The following is a 19,002-nucleotide window of genomic DNA, read 5'->3' as shown; positions in this document are numbered from 1 at the left end:
AAGATCAACAGGATTGATGAACTGCTCCCCTGGAACTGGGCACCCGCTTAAACCGCGGTATCAATCGGGCGGTTACGAAACATTTGAAGGATCCATCTCTGAAGGCACCGACCGAGGCCGTTGCCATACCCACGACTGCGACAGGCCAGACAGAAGGCCAGATCAACAGGCTGAAGATGTCGAAGCGGCAGATGTATGGTGCTGCCGGTATCGACCTTCTCCTGGCGCGTCTCCAGCATTCGGCATGACGGCGTCACAGAATTTGAGTCGGACCCAATATTCGGTGCCGATTGACAATCCGTGATACGCGTGCCCGAGATCGCGTTCAGTCACTCCCCAAGTTCCGCGAAATACGCATGCAAGTGAGCGATTTGTGCCTCAAAGACGAACGTACGTCACATAAAACCCCTTAACCATACGATGTTCCTGAAGTCGGTCACCAAGACTGAAGCCTTCTCTGCGCAGCGGCGCTTGGAAAATGTCCAGACCACGATCGAGGACCATCTTCCAGCCAGTGTCAGTCACGATGTCGCGGGCGTGTGCCGTTCCGGACGTGTCGAACGCCCAGGTGAACGCAACGCCCGTGCCAACGCAGGCTTCCGAGATGCTGTCGAGTAGCTCACGTTGCTTCTGGACTTCGCCTTCGTTGGGGCAGGTGACGAGATGGATCGCGACCTGATCTTCGGGTTGCTTGCGGCAAACAATCATCTCCACGAATTCCATCATGGTCCGAACCTGATAGGGCTTGCGAACGTAAGGGTCGGTCACGACGATCCTGCTGGCCCCGTCCGTGTAGGGACCGAAAAGCTTTTCGAAACTCAGGCCCTTACGGTTCTCAGCAAATACGATGTGTCCTTCCTCGAGTTGAGGTTTTTGCTGGGGTGCGGCTGTACCCGGCGCTTCGGGCGACGAACTTTCGATGACGTCGAAGTCTTCTGCCTCCGGAATCGTCGTAGAGGGCCCTTCTGCAGCAGCCTGGCGACGATGATAGAACTGCGGGAATTCCTGTTCTTCGACCGTCTGGACCCGAAGCTTTTCGCCGTCTGAGCCCGCGTAGTAAAAGTCGACCTCCGGATAAGTCGCATCAATGCGGAACAGCTGGTCCTTGACCCGCTTGCGGCTTTCCAAGGCCAGTTGCAGCAGTTCTTCGACGTCGTCGGCGCTCTCGCCGCCGGCTGGGAAGATCACCTTCAAAAGGCCCGACATCGTCTTGTAGACGGCATCCCTGTCACGGGTCGAGATCTGCGGACTGACCTGGAAATATTGGTCGGGACGGTTGGAGAAATCCTCTTGGCGGAGGTGGCGCAGAATCTCGGCGAGGTAGTCGACGATGAAGCCGTAGCCTGATGTGAACATCTCGCCGCGGATCACATCGACTTCCCAACCGGGCAGGTAGGCGTGCAGCCGGTCGATGAAGGCGCTGTCATGAAACTGCGGGGGAAGGGCTTCGAACAGGTCGGAATTCTTCAGCATGAAGGGCACATTATGATCTGTGTTTCCGACGAAGCCGTACCGAGCTTGAGCCATGCTGGAGGGGAGCTTCCTCGTCACTCAAGGAACATATCCGTTATGTCGTTCAGCTCCGCCGACGCTGCGGCGAGGGCTGCTGCGGCGGCTTGGTCGCTGGTGTATTTCTTGCGTGCTTGGCGGGAGGTGTGATCGTTCAGGACCATGCCGGCCAGTGTCGCGCCTTCGCTGATCGCGAACACGATGTCATAGACGATTGTCCGACAGATATGCGCGCCGGTTCCAAACTCTACTGACCAGACCTGCGATACGTAGTTTTCAGAAACGTCGCCGCTGTCAGGGTGTTGGAACAGCGGCCATCGCTCGGCCTCCGCCACCGCGCGGAATTCGTCAAGATAGGTCGCGTCGTCGTCCTGCAAAAGCCGGGCGTCGACATAGCTCTGCACACTCGGATGAATCGAACCCGGATATGCTTCTCGCCCGACTTGGTGCCGTGTCTTGCGCAGCTTGAAATCGCGCAAGCGGTAACGCCCGGCAGACCAGACAAGGTCCCGCCCAAAGCGAATGTCATGCCATTCTCGGCGCAAGGGAGTCATGGGCGGTACTGCGAGCGCCATGGCGCGGTTGCGTTGGATCACCCGCTGCGCGGGATTCCTATAATTTGGAACCCCAGCGGCGATCTCTGCAGCCCGCGGGATGATTCGAGAGACGTCCAGTCTGGCGAGAGCCGCGTATTTTTGAGGTTGCACAACATCTGCGCGGTCTCGCAATTTGACCAGAAGCTTGTCGATTTCACTGACCAACCCGGCGGGGTAGGCCTGCGACATGGCCGCGAAGTCGCGTAGGTCCGCGAACGTGGCCGTTATCGTCGCTGGTCGCAGCGGTGCGCCGCGCATGGAGATGCGTGTGGTTTCATACGTGTAGAATGCGCGCAATCCAGGGATGTCGAGCATTAAAGGCATGTCACTTTTGCGTAGAAACCAGCCGAACTGACAGAGTTTCCGGGTCATGCGGTCCAGCAAATCAGGGGCTTTCACCACCTCGCCGTCGAAGATGCGATCGTGGATCCGCGACAATTGCGTCTTCCAAGCCTCTGGCAAGTCGTCTTCAGACAGAGAGATGGAGCGGGTGTAGATCCTGGTTGTTTCTCGGCGAATGCCTCCGAATGATGCGCAGGCCGCCAATTCGCTTTCGGCAGCGTGCAGTGCAGCAAGCGGCGGCGCATCGTTACCATCGGTTTTTTGCAGGGCGGCGGCCGCGTGGCGCAATGCGGTCACGCCTTCGTTCATGCGGGCCCAAGCCCGGCAGTCAGAGATCTCCAACTGCCCGCAACCATGTTTGACGATGAACTCGACAAGGCTGTCGAGGGCGCGCAGCTCTTCAATGGGCATGGAAAGCAGCACTGGGGATGCCGCATCGTGCCGCCAGTGCGGCTTTGAGAGAATGGCATGTCGGGTCATTTTCCGGTCAGAGCCTCCGCGAGCATGTCCTGCACTTCTTCGAGCTTCTGACGCTTGTCGAGCCATGCGTAGTACGTGTCCAGAACACCGACGGAACAACCGAGATACGCTGCGGCGCGTCCGCGGTTTGACCAGGATCGCGCGAGCAGCAGTGTTGCAAACCCGTGCCGGTAATTGTGCGGATTCATCCGAAGGCCGATGGCGTGGCTGCACGATGTCAGCCACCTATAGAACAGCTTGCCGTCCAGCGCATCGGCTGACTTTTCGGCCACAAAAAGATACGGCGACATCGCGCAAACGTTCTGCTCACAGTATTCGGCGTTGCCAAAATTGGAGAGTGGCCGGATCGATTTCAGATACCAGTCCAGCACAGCGAAGCCCTCGTATTTGTCATCTCGGATGCGGATGGCTGGCAGTTCGACGTATTCGCCTTTCATGTCTTTTCGGGACACCCGTAATTCGTACCAGCGTTCCTGACCGTTATTGCGAAAGAACAGGTTCGGGTTCACACCGTGACTTTGCGTGGCAAGCGCGCTGCCCTTTCGAAGTCCCGCGCCGCGGATTTCCATGGCAGCGAAAGCGGCGCAGGTTCCGAACTGTCGGACCCGTCGTGTCTGGCTGAGGGTCAGCTTCTCGTCGGTTGCAAGGATGTCTTTCGCGCGTTCTTGATACAGAACATGCTGCCGCAAAAAAGTCCGGACGTTTTTTTGGTTGGCAATCAAACCCTCGCAGAAGCGCTGCACCTTCGGAGACATGGTTTCGTTGGTGGCACGGCCTTCTTTCAGCGCGGTATTTTTCTTGAGGCTTGCCTCCCAGGCACTTGTGTCCAAGCCGTTTTCTTTGCCGACCTGAGCGATGATGCGTGTGTATGACGCTGCCGTTCTAAGAGAGAATGGCCGAGTTGTATTTCCTGGGTCAGTCCACGCTCTCAGTACGGCAACCCGGGTCTCGCAACGGAAAAGGTTGTCAGGACGGTTCAACGTCTCCAGCTCCACACAGCCCAGATCCTGCGCGGTGCGCGCAAGGGCAATCAGCGCGGCTTCATATGTTGCGGAGGCTTCTTGGCCGAATTTAGGTTGGCTGCTTTCAGAAACATCTTCGTATGTGCTTTTGTCGAACCGGACGTTGTGCACCATTTCAGCGATCATCGCTCGTACGGTATCCGGAAGAGACGAGCGGTCCGCAGGAATGAGGTATGCCGGATCGAACCCCTCGGGCAGAAATTCCGCGACCTGATTCACAACTTGCGCACGGGCCAACGCGCGCAACGCTTTCGCGGCGCGCTCCCGTTCCATTAGCGGCAAGCTTTTAAGGAAATCAGGCACGACATCAGGCGTGAGATCAGCCGGGTTGAGACCTGCAGCGCGTGCCATATCAGAAAATGCGACGATGGCGCCAACGCTTGCCGAGTGTAATGGTCCAACGCCCTTCTTCAGTTCATCGAGCAGACCAAGAAGCGGCGTCCAGCCATCGATGCGGTTGCGCAGCTCCTTCTTTGCGTCCGTCACGCCGGTCGTATGGCAAATCCTGCGGCGCACGACTTCGCGCCATTTTTGGTATGAGCCCCTGGAGGTCCAAAACACGCGGTCATGTCCGGGCAAAGGAGCCGCGCCAAGCTTTTTGACTGGCGGGAAATGGGCGTCGAACCAAGTCAGCAAGTCGCCGCCGAATGTCGACAGTGGCGCGTCGAAGAAATCTGCGATCCGCGCGATGCGATTGCGCTCGGTTTGCTGCGTCGTGTCGTCGAACACGGTTTGCATCGTGACGACGCGGGTTGCCGTTTGGTCAATTGCGGTCGCAACCGCGGCTGAAAAAACGCCCATGGACTATCCTTTCATGTCTGTGCGTTTGAGGGGCGAGTTGGCCGGTTTCCGTGCAGACGAAGCGATTGTGTGCGCCGGAGTCGGGAAAAACGGATACTTAACGGTGCCTTATGTGTCCGAGAGTTTCGCCTCCGGCGGGACCCCGTGCGCGCGATCGCCTCTGCGGGCGTCCGGAGCGGACTGCGTGCGCCCTGCGGCTGTGGGCGCCCCGGCCGAGATCGCAGAAACCGCGCGTGAGAAAAGACCGCCAGCGGTCGGGGCGGGCGCCACGGGCGTGGCACCGGTGGTTTCCATGTCAGGAGAGGTGTTTTGCGGGGGCAGGGCAGGGCGGGTGGCCGATGTCCCTTCAGCCAGCCGCGCCGTCACGTCAGCGACAAGGTATCGGGTGCGTCCACCGGCAATGACATGCGCAGGTGGGCTGGCATTGCTTGCAAGAAGCGCGTCGATCCGCGCCTGCGACACGCCCAGGGCCCGCGCAAGACGGGATGCCGGCCGAGCATGCTCTGCCCGGATCTCCATCTCATGCCAAGCGTTACGCGGACTCGAGAGCATCTGCTCGACTTGGGCGCGCAGCATGAGGTGCCGCTTTGAGCCGAATACGAAAAGGGGCGGATAGGCGTTGGCCATTCGGCGCAACTCTGCGTGCAGCGCATCCACCGACATGCCAACCATCTCGGCGACGTGGGTCGTGCGGACCAGACCGGCGCCAAGCAACACTTCTTCCGCTTGATCGGCAGGCGTCATGCCGAGCATTCCGGAATAAACGCGGATCATCGGATAGCGTTTGCCAAACGGCGGAACACCGAGGCGTGATAGGCAAGGGCCGATGGTATTGCGCGAGAAGGTCGACCAACGCGCCAACTCGTCCTTGGTTGCCGGGTGGAATTTCTTGAAGGGTGTAAATTCTGTCATGGAGCATCTCCTGTTGAAGCGGAGATGGGTCCGGGCTTGTCAGTCTGGAAAACTTTTCAGGTAGGTGCATCGCGGGCAGAGCAATGCCGCAAACACCTCCCAATTTCGCATCATAGTCGCCAGACGGTCATGTTACGGTTCATGGCGACGAAACAGACATGAGCTCACAAAGCAAAGCGGTTCCGCCGGGTTTGCTGTGTCAGCCGGAGACCAATGCCAGACTGAGTCCAAGGATCCCCGTCGCAGCGCGACATTTTCAAAGGGTTCTCTTCTTTCTCTTTTTTCAGAACGGTATTAATTGCCTTTTTCCAGATGGTTATAGGTGGTCGGTCGCTTTCCCTCGGAGCTGGGTCGCTCTGTTTCGGACATTGGTCGCTTTGGTTCGGAGCTCGGTCGCTTTGGTTCGGGCATTGGACCCGCAGAACCAGAAGTTGCAATCGCATGCAGCAGTGTTTCTGTTGCGGCGCAGCAGCTTGGAAATTCGCGCGCGGTCCGTTGCCTTATCTTTAGTGGGAGGGCGAAAAATGCGACGGAGAACAACTTCCCGTCGTTCTCGGTGAAGGACGCCCCTTCCCAAGCACTTGGCGTTTTCGAGTTTCAGGAGTTGCGCTCATAGGATTCTTCATGCCGGCTGCATAACGACCATGAACTGCTTTGTATGGTTCAGGGGGCAGGGTATCGTCTTGGCCTCGACACTTTAGTCGGATCGTCTGCCAAACCAAGACGCATGCAGCCACGCGTGGCAAACTCTTGACTGATATTTTCGGCTTTCTACCGGGTTTTCGTTTCTGCCGGAACTGAGTTGTTCCATTTCATTCCCACGACGGACAGAAACGGAGATGCGGTCGAAGATCGCGTTGTGAGCAAACAGAAAGGAGGTAACTCGCCACACCGCATGTCGTGACGCACATGAAAGCCACCACTCACCACCAAAAGGCAGCGCGCTGCGGCGATTTGATCATTCTCCAGAAGTGGTGACATCTGTATCAGCTGTATCAGGCGAGGCAGAATGTGCTGTTTGGGCAAATCTCTATTGCCTCCGTCACAGGAGACCGTTTTGGCGGTCTTCGGGTTCCCGGCCACCGACGGGAGACTACCACGGGCGCGGTGGCGCTCGCTTCTAATTGCCTCTGCGATGACTTCGACGCCGCAAACAGCTCATGGATATTAAAACATTGCCTGGTTGACCTGTCGGATCGCCACGTTGGCAGTTGGCGCGCTCGTGTCCGAGTCCGCCGCTTCTGCAGAAGCATTCGCCAGCCTTGGTTGGCGTGTAAGACCGTACGATCCCGATAGTCAAATCTGCCTCTGCGTTTTCGCAGTGCAATTGGCCAACATTGCGACGGCAGACCGATGACCGACGCACATTAGCCTTGCCTGTCAAGTTCTTGCTACATCAGACACGGATACTGAAGCAGGCCGTATTTTGGGGCTGGATCGGCCCTGTACTGCCTGTCCCATCATAAATGCTGCGCTGCAGTTCAACTGCAACAGAACAGCCATTCGTCGACCACGCCTCATTTTCGCGTTTGGAAGAGCATAGAAACATGCAGCCATCATTCTTGCTGCTTGCAGGCAGGTTGTATGAAGATACTCTCCAAGTTGGAAAGAAGTTTGTTCGCGAGGGAATTTTTGATGTCGGATATAATTGCGGTCGAGGGATCGGTCGAAGAAGCGGCAACACCCCCGGAGCCAATCCTGAACGCTGAGTTCTCGCGCAAGATCACTTTCGCATCTCATCAGAACGACGTCCCCGTTCTGCTTGAGTTGAGCGTCGAGAACCCGTCTGAGGCACCACTTGAGAACCTGTGCCTGTCGGTCTCTGCCGACCCGGCGATTTTTGGCGCGCGGGATTGGACCATCGACCGTCTGGATGCAGGGGCCAGGCTGCGGATCACGGACCTGCGTCTGCCGCTGGCCGGGGGACTGCTGGACAAGCTCACGGACCGACTACGCGCCGACGTCCGAATTGTCCTTCGGCAGGGCGAGGAGATCCTTGCCGAGACGACCGACACGGTGGAGGCGCTGGCCCGCAATGAATGGGGTGGCGCGCGCTACATGCCGGAGCTTCTGGCAGCCTTCGTCACGCCGAACGACGGGTTCGTGCAGAAGGTGCTGAAGGATGCCTCGAAGATCCTGATCGAGGGCGGGCGCGATGGTTCGATCAACGGCTACCAGTCGAAATCGACGCAGCGGTCATGGGAGTTGATGTCAGCAATTTGGGCAGCCGTCAGTGCGCAGGGGCTGACCTATGCCGTGCCGCCCGCCAGCTTCGAGACGACCGGGCAGAAGGTCCGTCTGCCCTCCGATATCCGCCACACCGGCTTGTCGACCTGCCTTGATACCGCGCTGCTCTTTGCCGCGGCCTTCGAGCAGGCGGGGCTGCACCCCGTCGTGGTGTTCACCAAGGGACATGCCTTTGCAGGTGCTTGGCTGCAACCGGCGTGGTTTCCAACAATGACGGTCGATGATCCGCTGGTGGTTCGAAAGGCCAAGGATCTGCGGGAACTTGTCCTGTTCGAGACGACGATGGCCACGGCAGGGCATCCGCTGCCGTTCACCAAGGCGATCAACGAGGCCAACCGACAGATTGCCGAGGAGCACGACGGGGATTTTGTCTATGCGCTGGACATCCATCAGGCCCGAAAGCGGAGCATTCAGCCGTTGTCGTCGCTGTCCGAGGTGGGAACGGAGGATGCAACCGCCCCGACCGCGGTGCCGCCTCTGGACATCCCGCCCGACGACCTGCCTGCCTTCGAGCAGGCCGACGACCTCGACCTGTCCGAGAAGACGCCGGAGGAACGGCTGGCCACCTGGAAGCGCAGCCTGCTGGATCTGTCGCGCCGCAACCGCCTGCTGAATGTCAAACCCTCATCCACGGCGCTGCCGATCTTCTGCCCGGACCCCGGGCGGCTTGAAGACTTGCTGGCCGGTGGTGCCCGCCTGCGACTGACTCCGCCGCCGGAAAAGGGTCCCAAGGGCAGCGACAGTGACCGTGCCCAATTCACCCTGCGCACCGGAGACGACTGGGCGCGCAACCACGCGCTGGATTCGCTGGAACGCAAGGAAATCATCGCCAATACCGATCCCAAGACGGTGGAGAAGGCCGGGATCGACCTCTATCGCAAAGCGCGGGCGGATATCGAGGAAGGCGGCAGCAACACGCTGTTCCTGGCGCTTGGGATGCTGCGCTGGACGCCTACCGGCACGAGCAACGATAGCCGCGCGCCGATGATCCTTGTCCCCGTGCGTCTGGAACGGGCCAGTGCCCGGTCGAAGCCGGTGCTGGTGCGGCATGATGATGACACGGTGTTCAACCTGACCCTGTTGCAGATGCTGAAGCAGGATTTCGGCATCGACCTGCCGGACTTGGCGGGCGAGCTGCCGCGTGATGACAGCGGGGTTGACGTGGCCCGGATATGGGATCTGGTGCGGCATCGGGTGCGCAACGTGCCCGGGTTCGAAGTGACCGAAGACGTGATCCTCGGGACCTTCTCCTTTGCCAAGTATCTGATGTGGAAGGACCTCGCCGACCGTACCGAGCGCCTGAAGGAGGCGCCGCTGGTGCGCCACCTGATCGACACGCCGCGCGCGCCCTTTGCCACGCCGTCCTCCTTCATCGAGCCGCGCGAGATCGACCGCCGGATCGCGCCGTCGGATGTCTTTGCGCCGCTGAATGCCGACAGCGGCCAACTGGTTGCGGTGCATGCCTCGGGGCAGGAGGGGGATTTCGTGCTGGAGGGGCCGCCGGGGACTGGCAAGTCCGAGACCATCGGCAACATCATCGCGCACAATCTGGCACTGGGGAACCGGGTGCTGTTCGTTTCCGAGAAGATGGCCGCGCTGGACGTTGTCTATCGGCGGCTGAAAGAAGTGGGCCTCGGCGACTTCTGCCTTGAGTTGCACTCGAACAAGGCGAACAAGAAGGCGGTGCTGGACCAGCTCGACAGCGCCTGGTCCAGTCATGACACGCTCGATCAGGCCGAATGGGTCCGGGAGGCGGAGCGGCTTGCAGAGTTGCGGGATCGGTTGAACGGGTTGGTAGACGCCCTGCATTCGCCGGGACCGGCAGGGATCAGCGCGCGCGATGCCATGGGGCGGACCCTGCGCTACGGCGACTTGCACCGCGTCGCGCTCGATTGGCCGGCACGGCAGGGCCCTGTCGGCTTCGCGCCCACGCCGGAGGCATTCGACGGCCTTTGCACTGCGGCCCGCAGGCTTGGCCAGAGGTTCAGCGAAACGGAACCTGAGGATTTCGAGAGCTTTGCCGGGATCGGAACCGAGGAGTGGAACTTCGCGTGGCAGGGGCAGGTGGTCGAGGCCGCGCGGCGGTTGGGGCAGGCGGCGCAAGCGCTGCTTGATGCCCGAGATGCGCTGGCACAGCGACTGGACCTGACCGGGACGGCGTCGCGATAAGAAGCTACGGCGCTCGCTGACCTTTCCCTTTGTTTCCCGCAGTGCCTTGCGACCGACCTCGGATTTGCTCTGACGCCGGAAGGGCGGGGCGCGGTCGAAGGTCTCGCGGCATTGCTTTCGCTGCTCGAACGCTGGCAGGAGGTGCGCAGCGCACTGCCGAAAAGTTATCGCGATGAGGCTATCGCCACGGCCCCGATCGCGGCATGGACCGCCGAGCGCTCCGAAGCTCAGGGGCGTAGCTTCCTAACCCGGGGAGGAGCCCTGAAGAAACTGCGCGCGGCCATAACAAGCCAGATTGGTCAAGGTGGCGAGACCCCGGAGAACGATCTGGAAAAGCTGGCGGAACTGGCATCGCTGCACCGGCAGATGGCTGAAATCGCAGGCCGCTTGCCTGACGGAACGCCATGGAAGGGCCACGGCACCTCAGTTCAGTCCCTGCAAGCTGCGATCACGGGCGGGGAGGCATTGCGCGCCTCGATGTTGCGCCTTGGCGATGCCGGGCATGATATCGTGACCCTGCGCGCGGCGCTGCGGTTGCGCCTGTGTGAGGGGCGCGATCTGCTGGAACCGGGAGGAGCGACGGACCGTGCCAGTGCCGATCTGCGTGCTGGGCTGGACAGTTTCATTGCCGCTGAGGCGGATTGGCATGGTCTGACCGTGCCCGCTGGGCAGACGCCGGAACTCCAGCCGTTGGAGCAGGTCATTGCATCTACGGCGGCAGTTGCCGACCGGGTGCGGCGGCTCAATGCTTGGTGCGGCTGGGTTTCGGCCCGCCGCGATGCCGAGGAGAAGGGTCTCGGGGCGCTCGCCCGCGCGTTGGAAACCGGCACGCTGGAACACGAAGGGACAGTAGAGGTCTTCCGCACCGCCTATTGCCGCTGGGCCGCGCCAGAGTTGATCGACGCCAGTCCGCTTTTGCGCCGGTTTTCGGCAACGACCCATGCCGCCGACATCTCGGATTTTCGTAAGCTTGATGCGGCCTTTGCCGGGTTGACGGCCGCCTATGTGCGGGCGCGCTTGTCGGGCGAGATACCGGATCGCCAGACCACGGCGGATCCCGGGCTTGGCGTGCTGGCGCGGCAATTGCAGCGCGGTGCGCGGGCGGCACCGGTGCGTCAGTTGGTCAAGGAGATGGGCACCTCGCTCACCCGGTTGACGCCCTGCCTGATGATGAGCCCTCTGTCGGTGGCGCAGTTCCTGCCAGCAGAGTCAGAGCTTTTCGACCTGGTGGTCTTCGACGAGGCGAGTCAGATCACCGTGCCCGACGCGATCGGCGCCATCGCGCGCGGGCAGCGCAGCATCATCGTCGGCGACCCGAAACAGATGCCGCCCACCAATTTCTTTTCCAGAGACGCCGGGGATGATGACGGCGACGGCATGATCATGGCCGATCTCGAAAGCATCCTCGACGAGGCATTGGCCGCCCGCGTGCCGCTGCACCGGCTGACCGGGCATTATCGCAGCCGTCACGAAAGCCTGATCGCCTTCTCGAACTATGCTTATTATGAGGGGCAGCTGGTCACCTATCCCTCGGCCGACACGCGTGACACGGCGGTGCGTCTGGAACGGGTTGAGGGTGTCTATGCAAGGGGCAAGGGTTGCAACAACCCGCAGGAAGCACAGTCGGTCGTAGCCGAACTGGTTGCGCATCTGAAGGACCCGGCGCGGCGGCATCTGTCCATCGGGGTCGTGACGCTGAACACGGAACAGCAGCGTCTGGTGGAAAACCTGCTGGACGAGGCGCGGCGGTCCGATCCATCGCTCGAAAAGTATTTTGGTCCCAAGGTGTCCGAGCCGGTCTTCGTCAAGAACCTTGAGACGGTGCAGGGGGACCAGCGCGACGTCATACTGATTTCCATCTGCTACGGCCCGACCGAACCGGGCGCGCAGACAATCTCCATGAACTTCGGTCCCCTGAACCAGAAGGGGGGCGGCGGCTGAACGTGGCGATCACCCGCGCCACAAGCGAGGTGGCCATCTTCTGCAGCTTCGATCCCGCGATGATCGACCTGACGCGCACGCAATCCGAGGCGGTCCGGGATCTCAAGCGCTACCTCGAATTCGCAGCCCAAGGCCCGGCGGCGCTGGGGCGGGCGGTCAGGTCGCATGGTCACAGCGATTACGATTCCGATTTCGAGATGGCCGTCGCTGAACGCCTGCGGGCCAAGGGCTGGACCATCCGGACGCAGATCGGCGTCTCGAAATTCCGTATCGACCTTGGCGTGGTGCATCCCGACAAGCCCGGCGAGTTCTTGGCGGGGATTGAATGCGACGGGGCGGCCTATCACTCCTCGGCCTCGGCCCGTGACAGGGATCGCGTGCGCCACATCATCCTCGAACGATTGGGGTGGCGGCTGTTGAGGGTCTGGTCGACGGATTGGTTCATCGACCCTGAAACGCGGCTGGAGCAGCTGCATCGTGACCTCGAAGCCCTGCTGGAAACGGTCCGCGAAGCGGATAGGCTTGCCGAAGAGGCGGCTGTATCGGCTGTCGAGGAACCCGCAGAACCGGAGCACAGCGATGTGCAGGCGGAGCCTACGGAGCACGAGAACTACGTTTTGGCCGATGATGTCGCGTCCTCGGCCTTGCCCGGGCCGGATCGTGCGCCGGCCGCGCTCGACCATCCCGCCGAAGAATCGGATCGCCGATTGGCAGCGGGCATGGCAGCAGAGGACACCACGATCGCGCCGGAACTGGATTTCGCGGACACGAGACAGCCTGATCCCGACCTCGATCCTGACTCGTTCCACGCCCCAGACTATGCCGAAACACTGAGGCAGCTGGCTGCGAGGTATGTCCGCGAAGAGGCTCCGATCACTTTCAAACGGTTGAGTGATCTGATCGCAAGGGACCACGGGTTCCAGAAGACCGGTAAAAGGATTTCATCAACCATCTGGCATGCCGTCGAGCGGGTCGCCCCGCGAACCCGTTCCGCGGATGAACATTGGATCTTCTGGCCTGAAACGTTGGAGCCGACTGACGTCCTACCGTTCCGCGGCCTCGAAGTCGTCGGGCGTCTGCGGCAATGGAAAGAGGTTCCCTTGCCGGAAAAACTTGGCCTGATCCGCGAAACGCTGGACCGAGGGCCCGAAGATCTGGCGGAAACCGTGGCGCATGTGCTTGGTTACGGGCGTGTCACACAATCTTTCCGGTCGGACATTGCCAAGCTTGCGGCTCAACTGGGGCAGGGGACGGATAACCCTGCCTTGGGCGACCCCTATCCGGAATGAAGGAGTGAACCCCATGAAACGAGCAAATTTCATCGTGGCGGTTGTCGGACTGTTCATGACGGTTCCGGCCTGGGCGCAAGATGCGGATTTCCCGGCCGATATTGCCGAGATCACCCAACGTATTGCCGACGCAGAAAAGGTGGTGGCTCGTTACGATGGCGGGGTTGTGCAGGCGCTGGCACAATACCGTCTCGAAGTCCTGAAGATGAACCGCGCCTTGCTCGAAAATCGTCAGTTGAGCGCTGAGGCGGGTCTTTCGCCGGAACTCGTGGTGCCCTCGGTTGCCTCCGATGCAGCCCGTGCAGCGGAAATCCTGGCCGATATCCAAAAACAGACAGATGTTGTCGCCGCAGCAGAAGCCGAGGCGCGCTCCAGTGGCGGATTGGTTCAGGCCATGGCTCTGACCCGCGCCGAAACCGAGAAGCTGGCGCTCGCCCAGTTGAAACTGGCCTGGTATCAGGCGCAATACGGCATCGCCACGCCGCAACTTGCCGCCTCGCAGCCGCCGGCAGTCCAGGATGACAGTGCCGAGAAAGATCCGCTTGACACGGAGACCACTGCCCCGGCCTGGGCGGATCCAGACTATCCGGATATTGACTACACTTCGGGTCTGTTCAGTGGGCTTGCCAAGGAAGGCTTCGTCATTGCCGGATGGTACGGCATCCGGGAAACGCGGGCCGAGATCGACGACTCGCCCAAGGTGCTGGCCATCAATTTTTCCGACTACGATCCCGAGGCGTTCCAGGACAAGCGCCGTCTGCTGCTGCAATGTAATGAGGGCACGCCGTCTATCGTCTACGATGTCGACAGCTTCATGGCCTACAACTACCTAAGCGACACGGTCCGCGTCACCTACCGGATCGACGACGCGGACGCGGTCAACGCCTCATGGAGCAAGCTCACCTCGAACCAGGGCACGGGTGTCTTCGGGAGTGCGGGAAGCGCTCTGATGGTGGACCTGATGAAGAGCCGCAAACTGTTCCTGCGAACGTATGACAACAACGGCAAGACCTTCGATGCGTCCTTCGACATGAGAGGCACGGCCAAGGCCGTCGAAGCCGTGGCCGCCGCCTGCGGCTTCTCGACTTTGGACCTGTCGAAGGACGACCTGAAAGCCATCCAGGCGCTGCTGAACAATGTGGGGTTCGATGCCGGTAAGCCAGATGGCGCCTGGGGCAGTGGCAGCAAACGCGCCATGCGGGCTTTTCAGGAATCAAAGGGGCTCCGGGTCACTGGCGCTCCCGATAAGGCATCGCTGCGTGCGTTGGGGATTTCTTTCTGAAGCAGATCAATCCCTTGCATGTTAATCACGGCCCAAAGCCGCCTTCCAGCAACCACTCCGGATGCTGCGGTGCGGCCTGTCGAAGCGGCAGTCAGCGCTTGGTGCAGCATTTTTGTCAACGACACGTCGGTGTGCGGACAAAGCACCATTTCGCTGGGACTGCACCAATGTCTTCTTGTCTGGTGGATTGGCCGATACCGACCGCCTTGGCTGCGGGGATTGACCTTTAGGTCTTTCCGTCACATTCAACTATATCGCCCATTTCGGCACCGCCAGCACGAGATGCGTTACGGTCGCATCCAGCGCGTAAAAACCCCAGTGCAGTCCGTACGCCCAGCGGAATCCATGGTGTGTACGTAAATAGAGCCATGGGATCATCACCCCGAAGATCGAGGCAGCGATGGTGAATCTGGCCACATAGAGCGGCGAGAACCCTTCGAGGGCGAGCGTAAGATGGAAGCCGCCAAAGAGAACGGCCATCAAGAGCGAGATCGCCGAGAGCGGCACGCGTGCGCGGTGTGCGCGAAGGACCATGGCCGCGACGAGAACCTGCTGGAACAGGATGTCCGCTGACTTGGGAAGGTAGTACCAAGCGGTGGCGAACATGAATTCCGGCGGATTTGGCGGCGCACGAAAGACCGACACATCCGGCAGTAGCGGAAGGGCCACGGCGACGAAGACACCATAGGCAGCCAGAATTGGCGCAAGTGCGATCGCGTGTCCGAAAAGAACGGGGCGCGATAGCCGACCCCTAAAGACAGGCCGGAATGTCAGCAGAACGACGGCGGACCAGGTGAGATAGTAAATGGCGAAGAGGAGCGGCGCATCGTCATATCCGCTGTCCAGCGCCATTGCGTTGACGAGGGCGTAATATCCCCAGCTCGACACCGACCAGATCACGCCCACCAGCGCGAGAGTCGGCAGCATGGCGCGAACTGCATCGACGAAACGGCCCCGGGTCGCAGTGACCGGGTTTTGTAGAAGACTGATCATCGGCGTCATTTCGTTAGTCCCACTTTCGATTGCCGCACCGAAAGGCGGTTGTCATTCCACTGCAGTTAACATACTAACTGTTCGCATGGCAACCGACTCATTTTCCCTGCACTTCCTTCTTCATGCGGCCGCCCTTGTGGAGGAGCAGTTGCGTGACCGTCTCGCCGAAATCGGCGTCCGGCCCCGGCAGGCCCGCATCATTCAGGCTTTGTCCCGAATGGAACCCGCGTCACAGGTCAGTCTCGCGCGTGAATTTGGGATCACCCCCGCCAGCATGAGCACGATGACGGTCCGGCTGATCGAGGCGGGCTTTATCTCTCGCGAACCGCATCCCGACGAGGCGCGTAGCAATCATCTGCGCCTGACGGCTCGCGGGCGCGGGCTGTTGTCAGACATCCACGCCGCCTGGCACGACATCGACACCCTGATCGCGGAACGGATTGGAACGGAGAATGCAGCGACGCTCGCACGGGTGACCCTGGAACTGCGCGACAGCCTCGGCGGTCGCGTTCCTGGTGCGCCGAACGTTGAGGCCGCACACCCACGAAAGGAACTTTCATGACCCGGAGCACCGGCATACGACCGTTCGCCCTGCTGGTGGCGCTTGTCGTCGCGACCCCGGCCTTCGCGCATCCAGACACTGGCGATTTCGTACAATCCGCCTTCCTCTTGGCGCCTGAGATCGTGGGCTGCACGCTGGAGGACGGCACGCAAACGCAATGCCACAAGATCACGGTCGGCTATTTGCCAGGCGGGCTGAAGATCGGCCTTTTCTGCCCCGCAACGCTGGACGACGCGGGCGGCATCTGGGAATGGACCGGAGAGAATTCCGGGCTCTACCGGATCGACGGCGACTTTCTGAGGATGCTCGACGGGCTGGGCTATCGCTTCTTTGACGATGACGAAAACGTCTATTCCGTCGACAATGCGACCGAGCGACCCACGGTCGATCACGCCTGCATAAACGTGTCGGTCGATGAGAGCGTCGAGATCACGATGCTTCTGCCTGTCGATCCGATGATGGCAGTTACCCCTACCCAGCTTGGCACCGTGGGCAAGGTCGGCGTCGCGCTTGACGGCGTTCCGATCTTTTCGGATGCGCCCTCCATTCAAATGACGGGCCATATGCCCGCACTGGACACTTGCGGAGGCCATGTCGATCCGGGCGGCTGGTATCACTGGCATGCAACCTCGACAGACATGGCCACTGTGTTCGCGACCGAAGATGTCGATGCGGTCTGCGCGCTGGAGCAGAACGCCAGCGCACAGTTCGGCTATGCCTTCGACGGCTTCGCGCTTTATGGCAGCCGTGAGCCCGACGGGTCGGAACCCGCAGGTCTGGATCAATGCAACGGCCACGTCGCCCCGGTGGCGGACGGCGCCGAGGTCTATCATTACCACGCGCGAGAAACCTTCCCGAACCTGCCGCCCTGTCTTGTCGGCGTTCAGGCACAAGGTAACTTTACAACGACCGCGACAGCCGGGATCGGCGCGCAGAGGGCTGGTCAGGACGGCCGTAACGAGCCACCACGCCCCGAAGGTGGCGCCGGCGGCATGCCCCCAGACTTTGAAGATGCCGCAGTCGTACTTGGCGTCGCACCGCAGGCCCTGCTCGACGCGCTTGGAGGACCCGGTCAGCAACCTGACCTTGCGACTGCCGCAGAAAAGCTTGGCGTGACCGAAGAGGCGTTGCGCGACGCATTGCCACCGCCACCCAATCCATAATTTCCACCGTCTTTCAAATCGGAGTCCGACATGAAACCGACGATCCTCATCGCCATTCTTCTCGCAGGGGCCGCTGCCCCGGCGTTCGCCGAGACCGATCCACGCCTTGCCAGGGTCACGGATTTCTTCGCTGCTGCGGAAATCGTTGCCGGTCCCGAAGTCGTGGACTGCACGCTGTCACAAGGCGCACAGACGGAGTGTTTCTCAATCACACTGGCCGCCGATCCACAGACCTACACGCCCGGCCCTTGGTGCCCGAAGCATATTTCCGATGGACCGGAGGCAGGTGGCATCTGGTTCCTCGACGGGAAAACGGTGGATGTTGACGGCGACTTCATCACCCGACTTGCCGAAATCTACGGTGACACCAACTGGCAGCTTTACGACCCAGACACGGGCGATATCCGCTATACCGGCACGCTGGAGGAATGTCAGGCCGCTGCACGGCCCGACGTGGACCCGGCCTATCAGAACTACTGCGTGCAGTGCCTGCCCGAAACGCTGCCCGAAGCGATGGTCATGACGTACGTCATCCCCTTCGAGCCGGTCGCTGCATCGGATGCGGCGCGAACGAATGAGGCCGGCTCGGGTGTGGCCTATAACGGCGTCCGGCTGGACGGACCTGCGCCCGTCGACGCGATCCTCGGGGCCTATACGGTTGCCCCGTTCGATGATTGCGGCGGACATGTGAACCCACATGTGGGCTACCACTACCACGCGGTCACGGATTGCCTCGATGCTGCACCCGGCGCAGCGGAGACAGACGGTCACGGCGCGCAGATCGGCATCGCAATGGACGGTCAGGCGATCCTGCCGCACCTGATGGCGGACGGCTCGGAACCCGCCGGACTCGGTCAATGCAACGGCCATGCGGGCGAGGACGGCAGCTATCATTACCATGTGGGCGAGGCAGGCTCGAACGCGATCCTTGGCTGCCTCACCGCGCAGACCGGCTGCACGCTGGAGGACTCGGGCGGCATTTGTGACGCCTCGAGGCGTCGCCCGCGACCATGAACCCGAAGGGAAGTACCATGAACTATGCCATCCCCGCCCTGACCTTGTTCGCCCTACTGCCCTCGGCGCTGGCGTCTGAACCCTTCGCTGCCGATGTCTGGGCCGACAACTGGTTCGAGATGCGGATCAACGGCGCGCAGGTTGCCGAGGACTCTGTGCCGATCACGACAGAGCGGTCGTTCAACGCCGAAAGCTTCACGTTCGAGGCGGAAAGGCCTTTTGTGATCGGTCTGATTGCGAAGGACTTTAAGGAAAATGACACCGGGCTGGAATACATCGGCACGCGGCGGCAACAAATGGGCGATGGTGGTCTGATATTGCAGATCAAGGACGCGGCGGGCGAATTGGTCGCGGTCAGCAATGCGGATTGGTCTTGCCTTGTCATCCACAAGGCTCCGTTAGACAAATTCTGCGAAAGCGAGGCCAATCCGGTCGCTGGCGTTGGCGCATGCGGGTTTGAGGCATCAGAAGAGCCCGCGGGCTGGGACACGGCGGAATTCGATGCATCGAGCTGGCCTGCCGCTGATGTCTATTCCGCCCGCGAGGTGGGTCCGAAAGACGGATATGACGAGATCACTTGGAACAGGTCGGCCGAATTCATCTGGGGCCCCGACCTTGAGCAAAGCAACACGATGCTGTGCCGTCTGACCGTCAAATGATCCCGTTTGGAAAGACCAACG

13 protein-coding genes are annotated in these 19,002 nt (G+C 60.9%); 8 read left to right on the top strand and 5 right to left on the bottom strand.

The window, feature by feature from the left end:
* Positions 1-378 precede the first annotated feature (378 nt).
* The 4 genes from ACOYQJ_RS23460 to ACOYQJ_RS23445 all read right to left on the bottom strand — a co-directional run bounded on the left by ACOYQJ_RS23460 (position 379) and on the right by ACOYQJ_RS23445 (position 5,662).
* Positions 379-1,527: a BREX system Lon protease-like protein BrxL gene (locus ACOYQJ_RS23460; RefSeq protein ID WP_422908335.1), complete on the bottom strand. Its 1,149-nt coding sequence runs from the start codon at positions 1,525-1,527 to the stop codon at positions 379-381.
* A 20-nt stretch (positions 1,528-1,547) separates the two neighbouring features.
* The gene (locus tag ACOYQJ_RS23455) at positions 1,548-2,927 is read right to left on the bottom strand and encodes an FUSC family protein (protein ID WP_422908334.1); all 1,380 of its coding nucleotides are present in this window, start codon (positions 2,925-2,927) and stop codon (positions 1,548-1,550) included.
* Positions 2,924-4,750: a site-specific integrase gene (locus tag ACOYQJ_RS23450; protein ID WP_422908333.1), complete on the bottom strand. Its 1,827-nt coding sequence runs from the start codon at positions 4,748-4,750 to the stop codon at positions 2,924-2,926. The genes ACOYQJ_RS23455 and ACOYQJ_RS23450 overlap by 4 nt, the downstream gene beginning before the upstream one ends.
* Before the next feature lie 108 nt (positions 4,751-4,858).
* Positions 4,859-5,662, bottom strand: coding sequence for a hypothetical protein (locus ACOYQJ_RS23445; protein WP_422908332.1), 804 nt, complete (start codon positions 5,660-5,662; stop codon positions 4,859-4,861).
* Positions 5,663-7,297: 1,635 nt separating this feature from the next.
* Here ACOYQJ_RS23445 and ACOYQJ_RS23440 point away from each other — a divergent pair.
* The 4 genes from ACOYQJ_RS23440 (at position 7,298) to ACOYQJ_RS23425 (ending at position 14,590) form a co-directional block, all read left to right on the top strand.
* Positions 7,298-10,078 carry a DUF4011 domain-containing protein gene (locus tag ACOYQJ_RS23440; RefSeq protein ID WP_422908331.1) on the top strand — a complete coding sequence of 927 codons (2,781 nt, stop codon included), beginning with the start codon at positions 7,298-7,300 and terminating at the stop codon, positions 10,076-10,078.
* A gap of 111 nt (positions 10,079-10,189) precedes the next feature.
* Positions 10,190-12,019, top strand: coding sequence for a DEAD/DEAH box helicase (locus tag ACOYQJ_RS23435; RefSeq protein ID WP_422908330.1), 1,830 nt, complete (start codon positions 10,190-10,192; stop codon positions 12,017-12,019).
* A 2-nt stretch (positions 12,020-12,021) separates the two neighbouring features.
* On the top strand, positions 12,022-13,308 hold the full coding sequence (locus ACOYQJ_RS23430; RefSeq protein WP_422908329.1) for a DUF3320 domain-containing protein: 1,287 nt from the start codon (positions 12,022-12,024) through the stop codon (positions 13,306-13,308).
* Between the two features lie 13 nt (positions 13,309-13,321).
* On the top strand, positions 13,322-14,590 hold the full coding sequence (locus ACOYQJ_RS23425) for a peptidoglycan-binding domain-containing protein (RefSeq protein WP_422908336.1): 1,269 nt from the start codon (positions 13,322-13,324) through the stop codon (positions 14,588-14,590).
* Positions 14,591-14,839: 249 nt separating this feature from the next.
* Here ACOYQJ_RS23425 and ACOYQJ_RS23420 read toward each other — a convergent pair whose 3' ends face one another.
* Positions 14,840-15,592, bottom strand: a complete 753-nt coding sequence (locus ACOYQJ_RS23420; RefSeq protein ID WP_422908328.1) for a hypothetical protein — start codon at positions 15,590-15,592, stop codon at positions 14,840-14,842.
* A 139-nt stretch (positions 15,593-15,731) separates the two neighbouring features.
* On the opposite strand from ACOYQJ_RS23420, the gene ACOYQJ_RS23415 reads away from it, so the two are divergent.
* From ACOYQJ_RS23415 to ACOYQJ_RS23400, 4 genes are read left to right on the top strand one after another with little or no spacing between them, the layout of a single operon-like run.
* Complete coding sequence (locus ACOYQJ_RS23415) at positions 15,732-16,145, top strand: MarR family winged helix-turn-helix transcriptional regulator (protein WP_422908327.1); 414 nt, start codon at positions 15,732-15,734, stop codon at positions 16,143-16,145.
* Complete coding sequence (locus ACOYQJ_RS23410) at positions 16,142-17,308, top strand: YHYH protein (protein WP_422908326.1); 1,167 nt, start codon at positions 16,142-16,144, stop codon at positions 17,306-17,308. The genes ACOYQJ_RS23415 and ACOYQJ_RS23410 overlap by 4 nt, the downstream gene beginning before the upstream one ends.
* 30 nt (positions 17,309-17,338) lie before the next feature.
* Positions 17,339-18,322 carry a YHYH protein gene (locus tag ACOYQJ_RS23405; RefSeq protein ID WP_422908325.1) on the top strand — a complete coding sequence of 328 codons (984 nt, stop codon included), beginning with the start codon at positions 17,339-17,341 and terminating at the stop codon, positions 18,320-18,322.
* Between the two features lie 17 nt (positions 18,323-18,339).
* A complete protein-coding gene (locus ACOYQJ_RS23400; protein ID WP_422908324.1) occupies positions 18,340-18,981 on the top strand; it encodes a PEBP family protein in 642 nt (213 codons plus the stop codon).
* Positions 18,982-19,002: the final 21 nt, after the last annotated feature.

The sequence above is a fragment of the Pacificoceanicola algae genome (assembly GCF_049341065.1).
Classification (GTDB): domain Bacteria; phylum Pseudomonadota; class Alphaproteobacteria; order Rhodobacterales; family Rhodobacteraceae; genus Pacificoceanicola.
The sequence above is the reverse complement of the archived record's forward strand: the minus strand, read 5'-3'. Positions and strand labels throughout refer to the sequence as shown.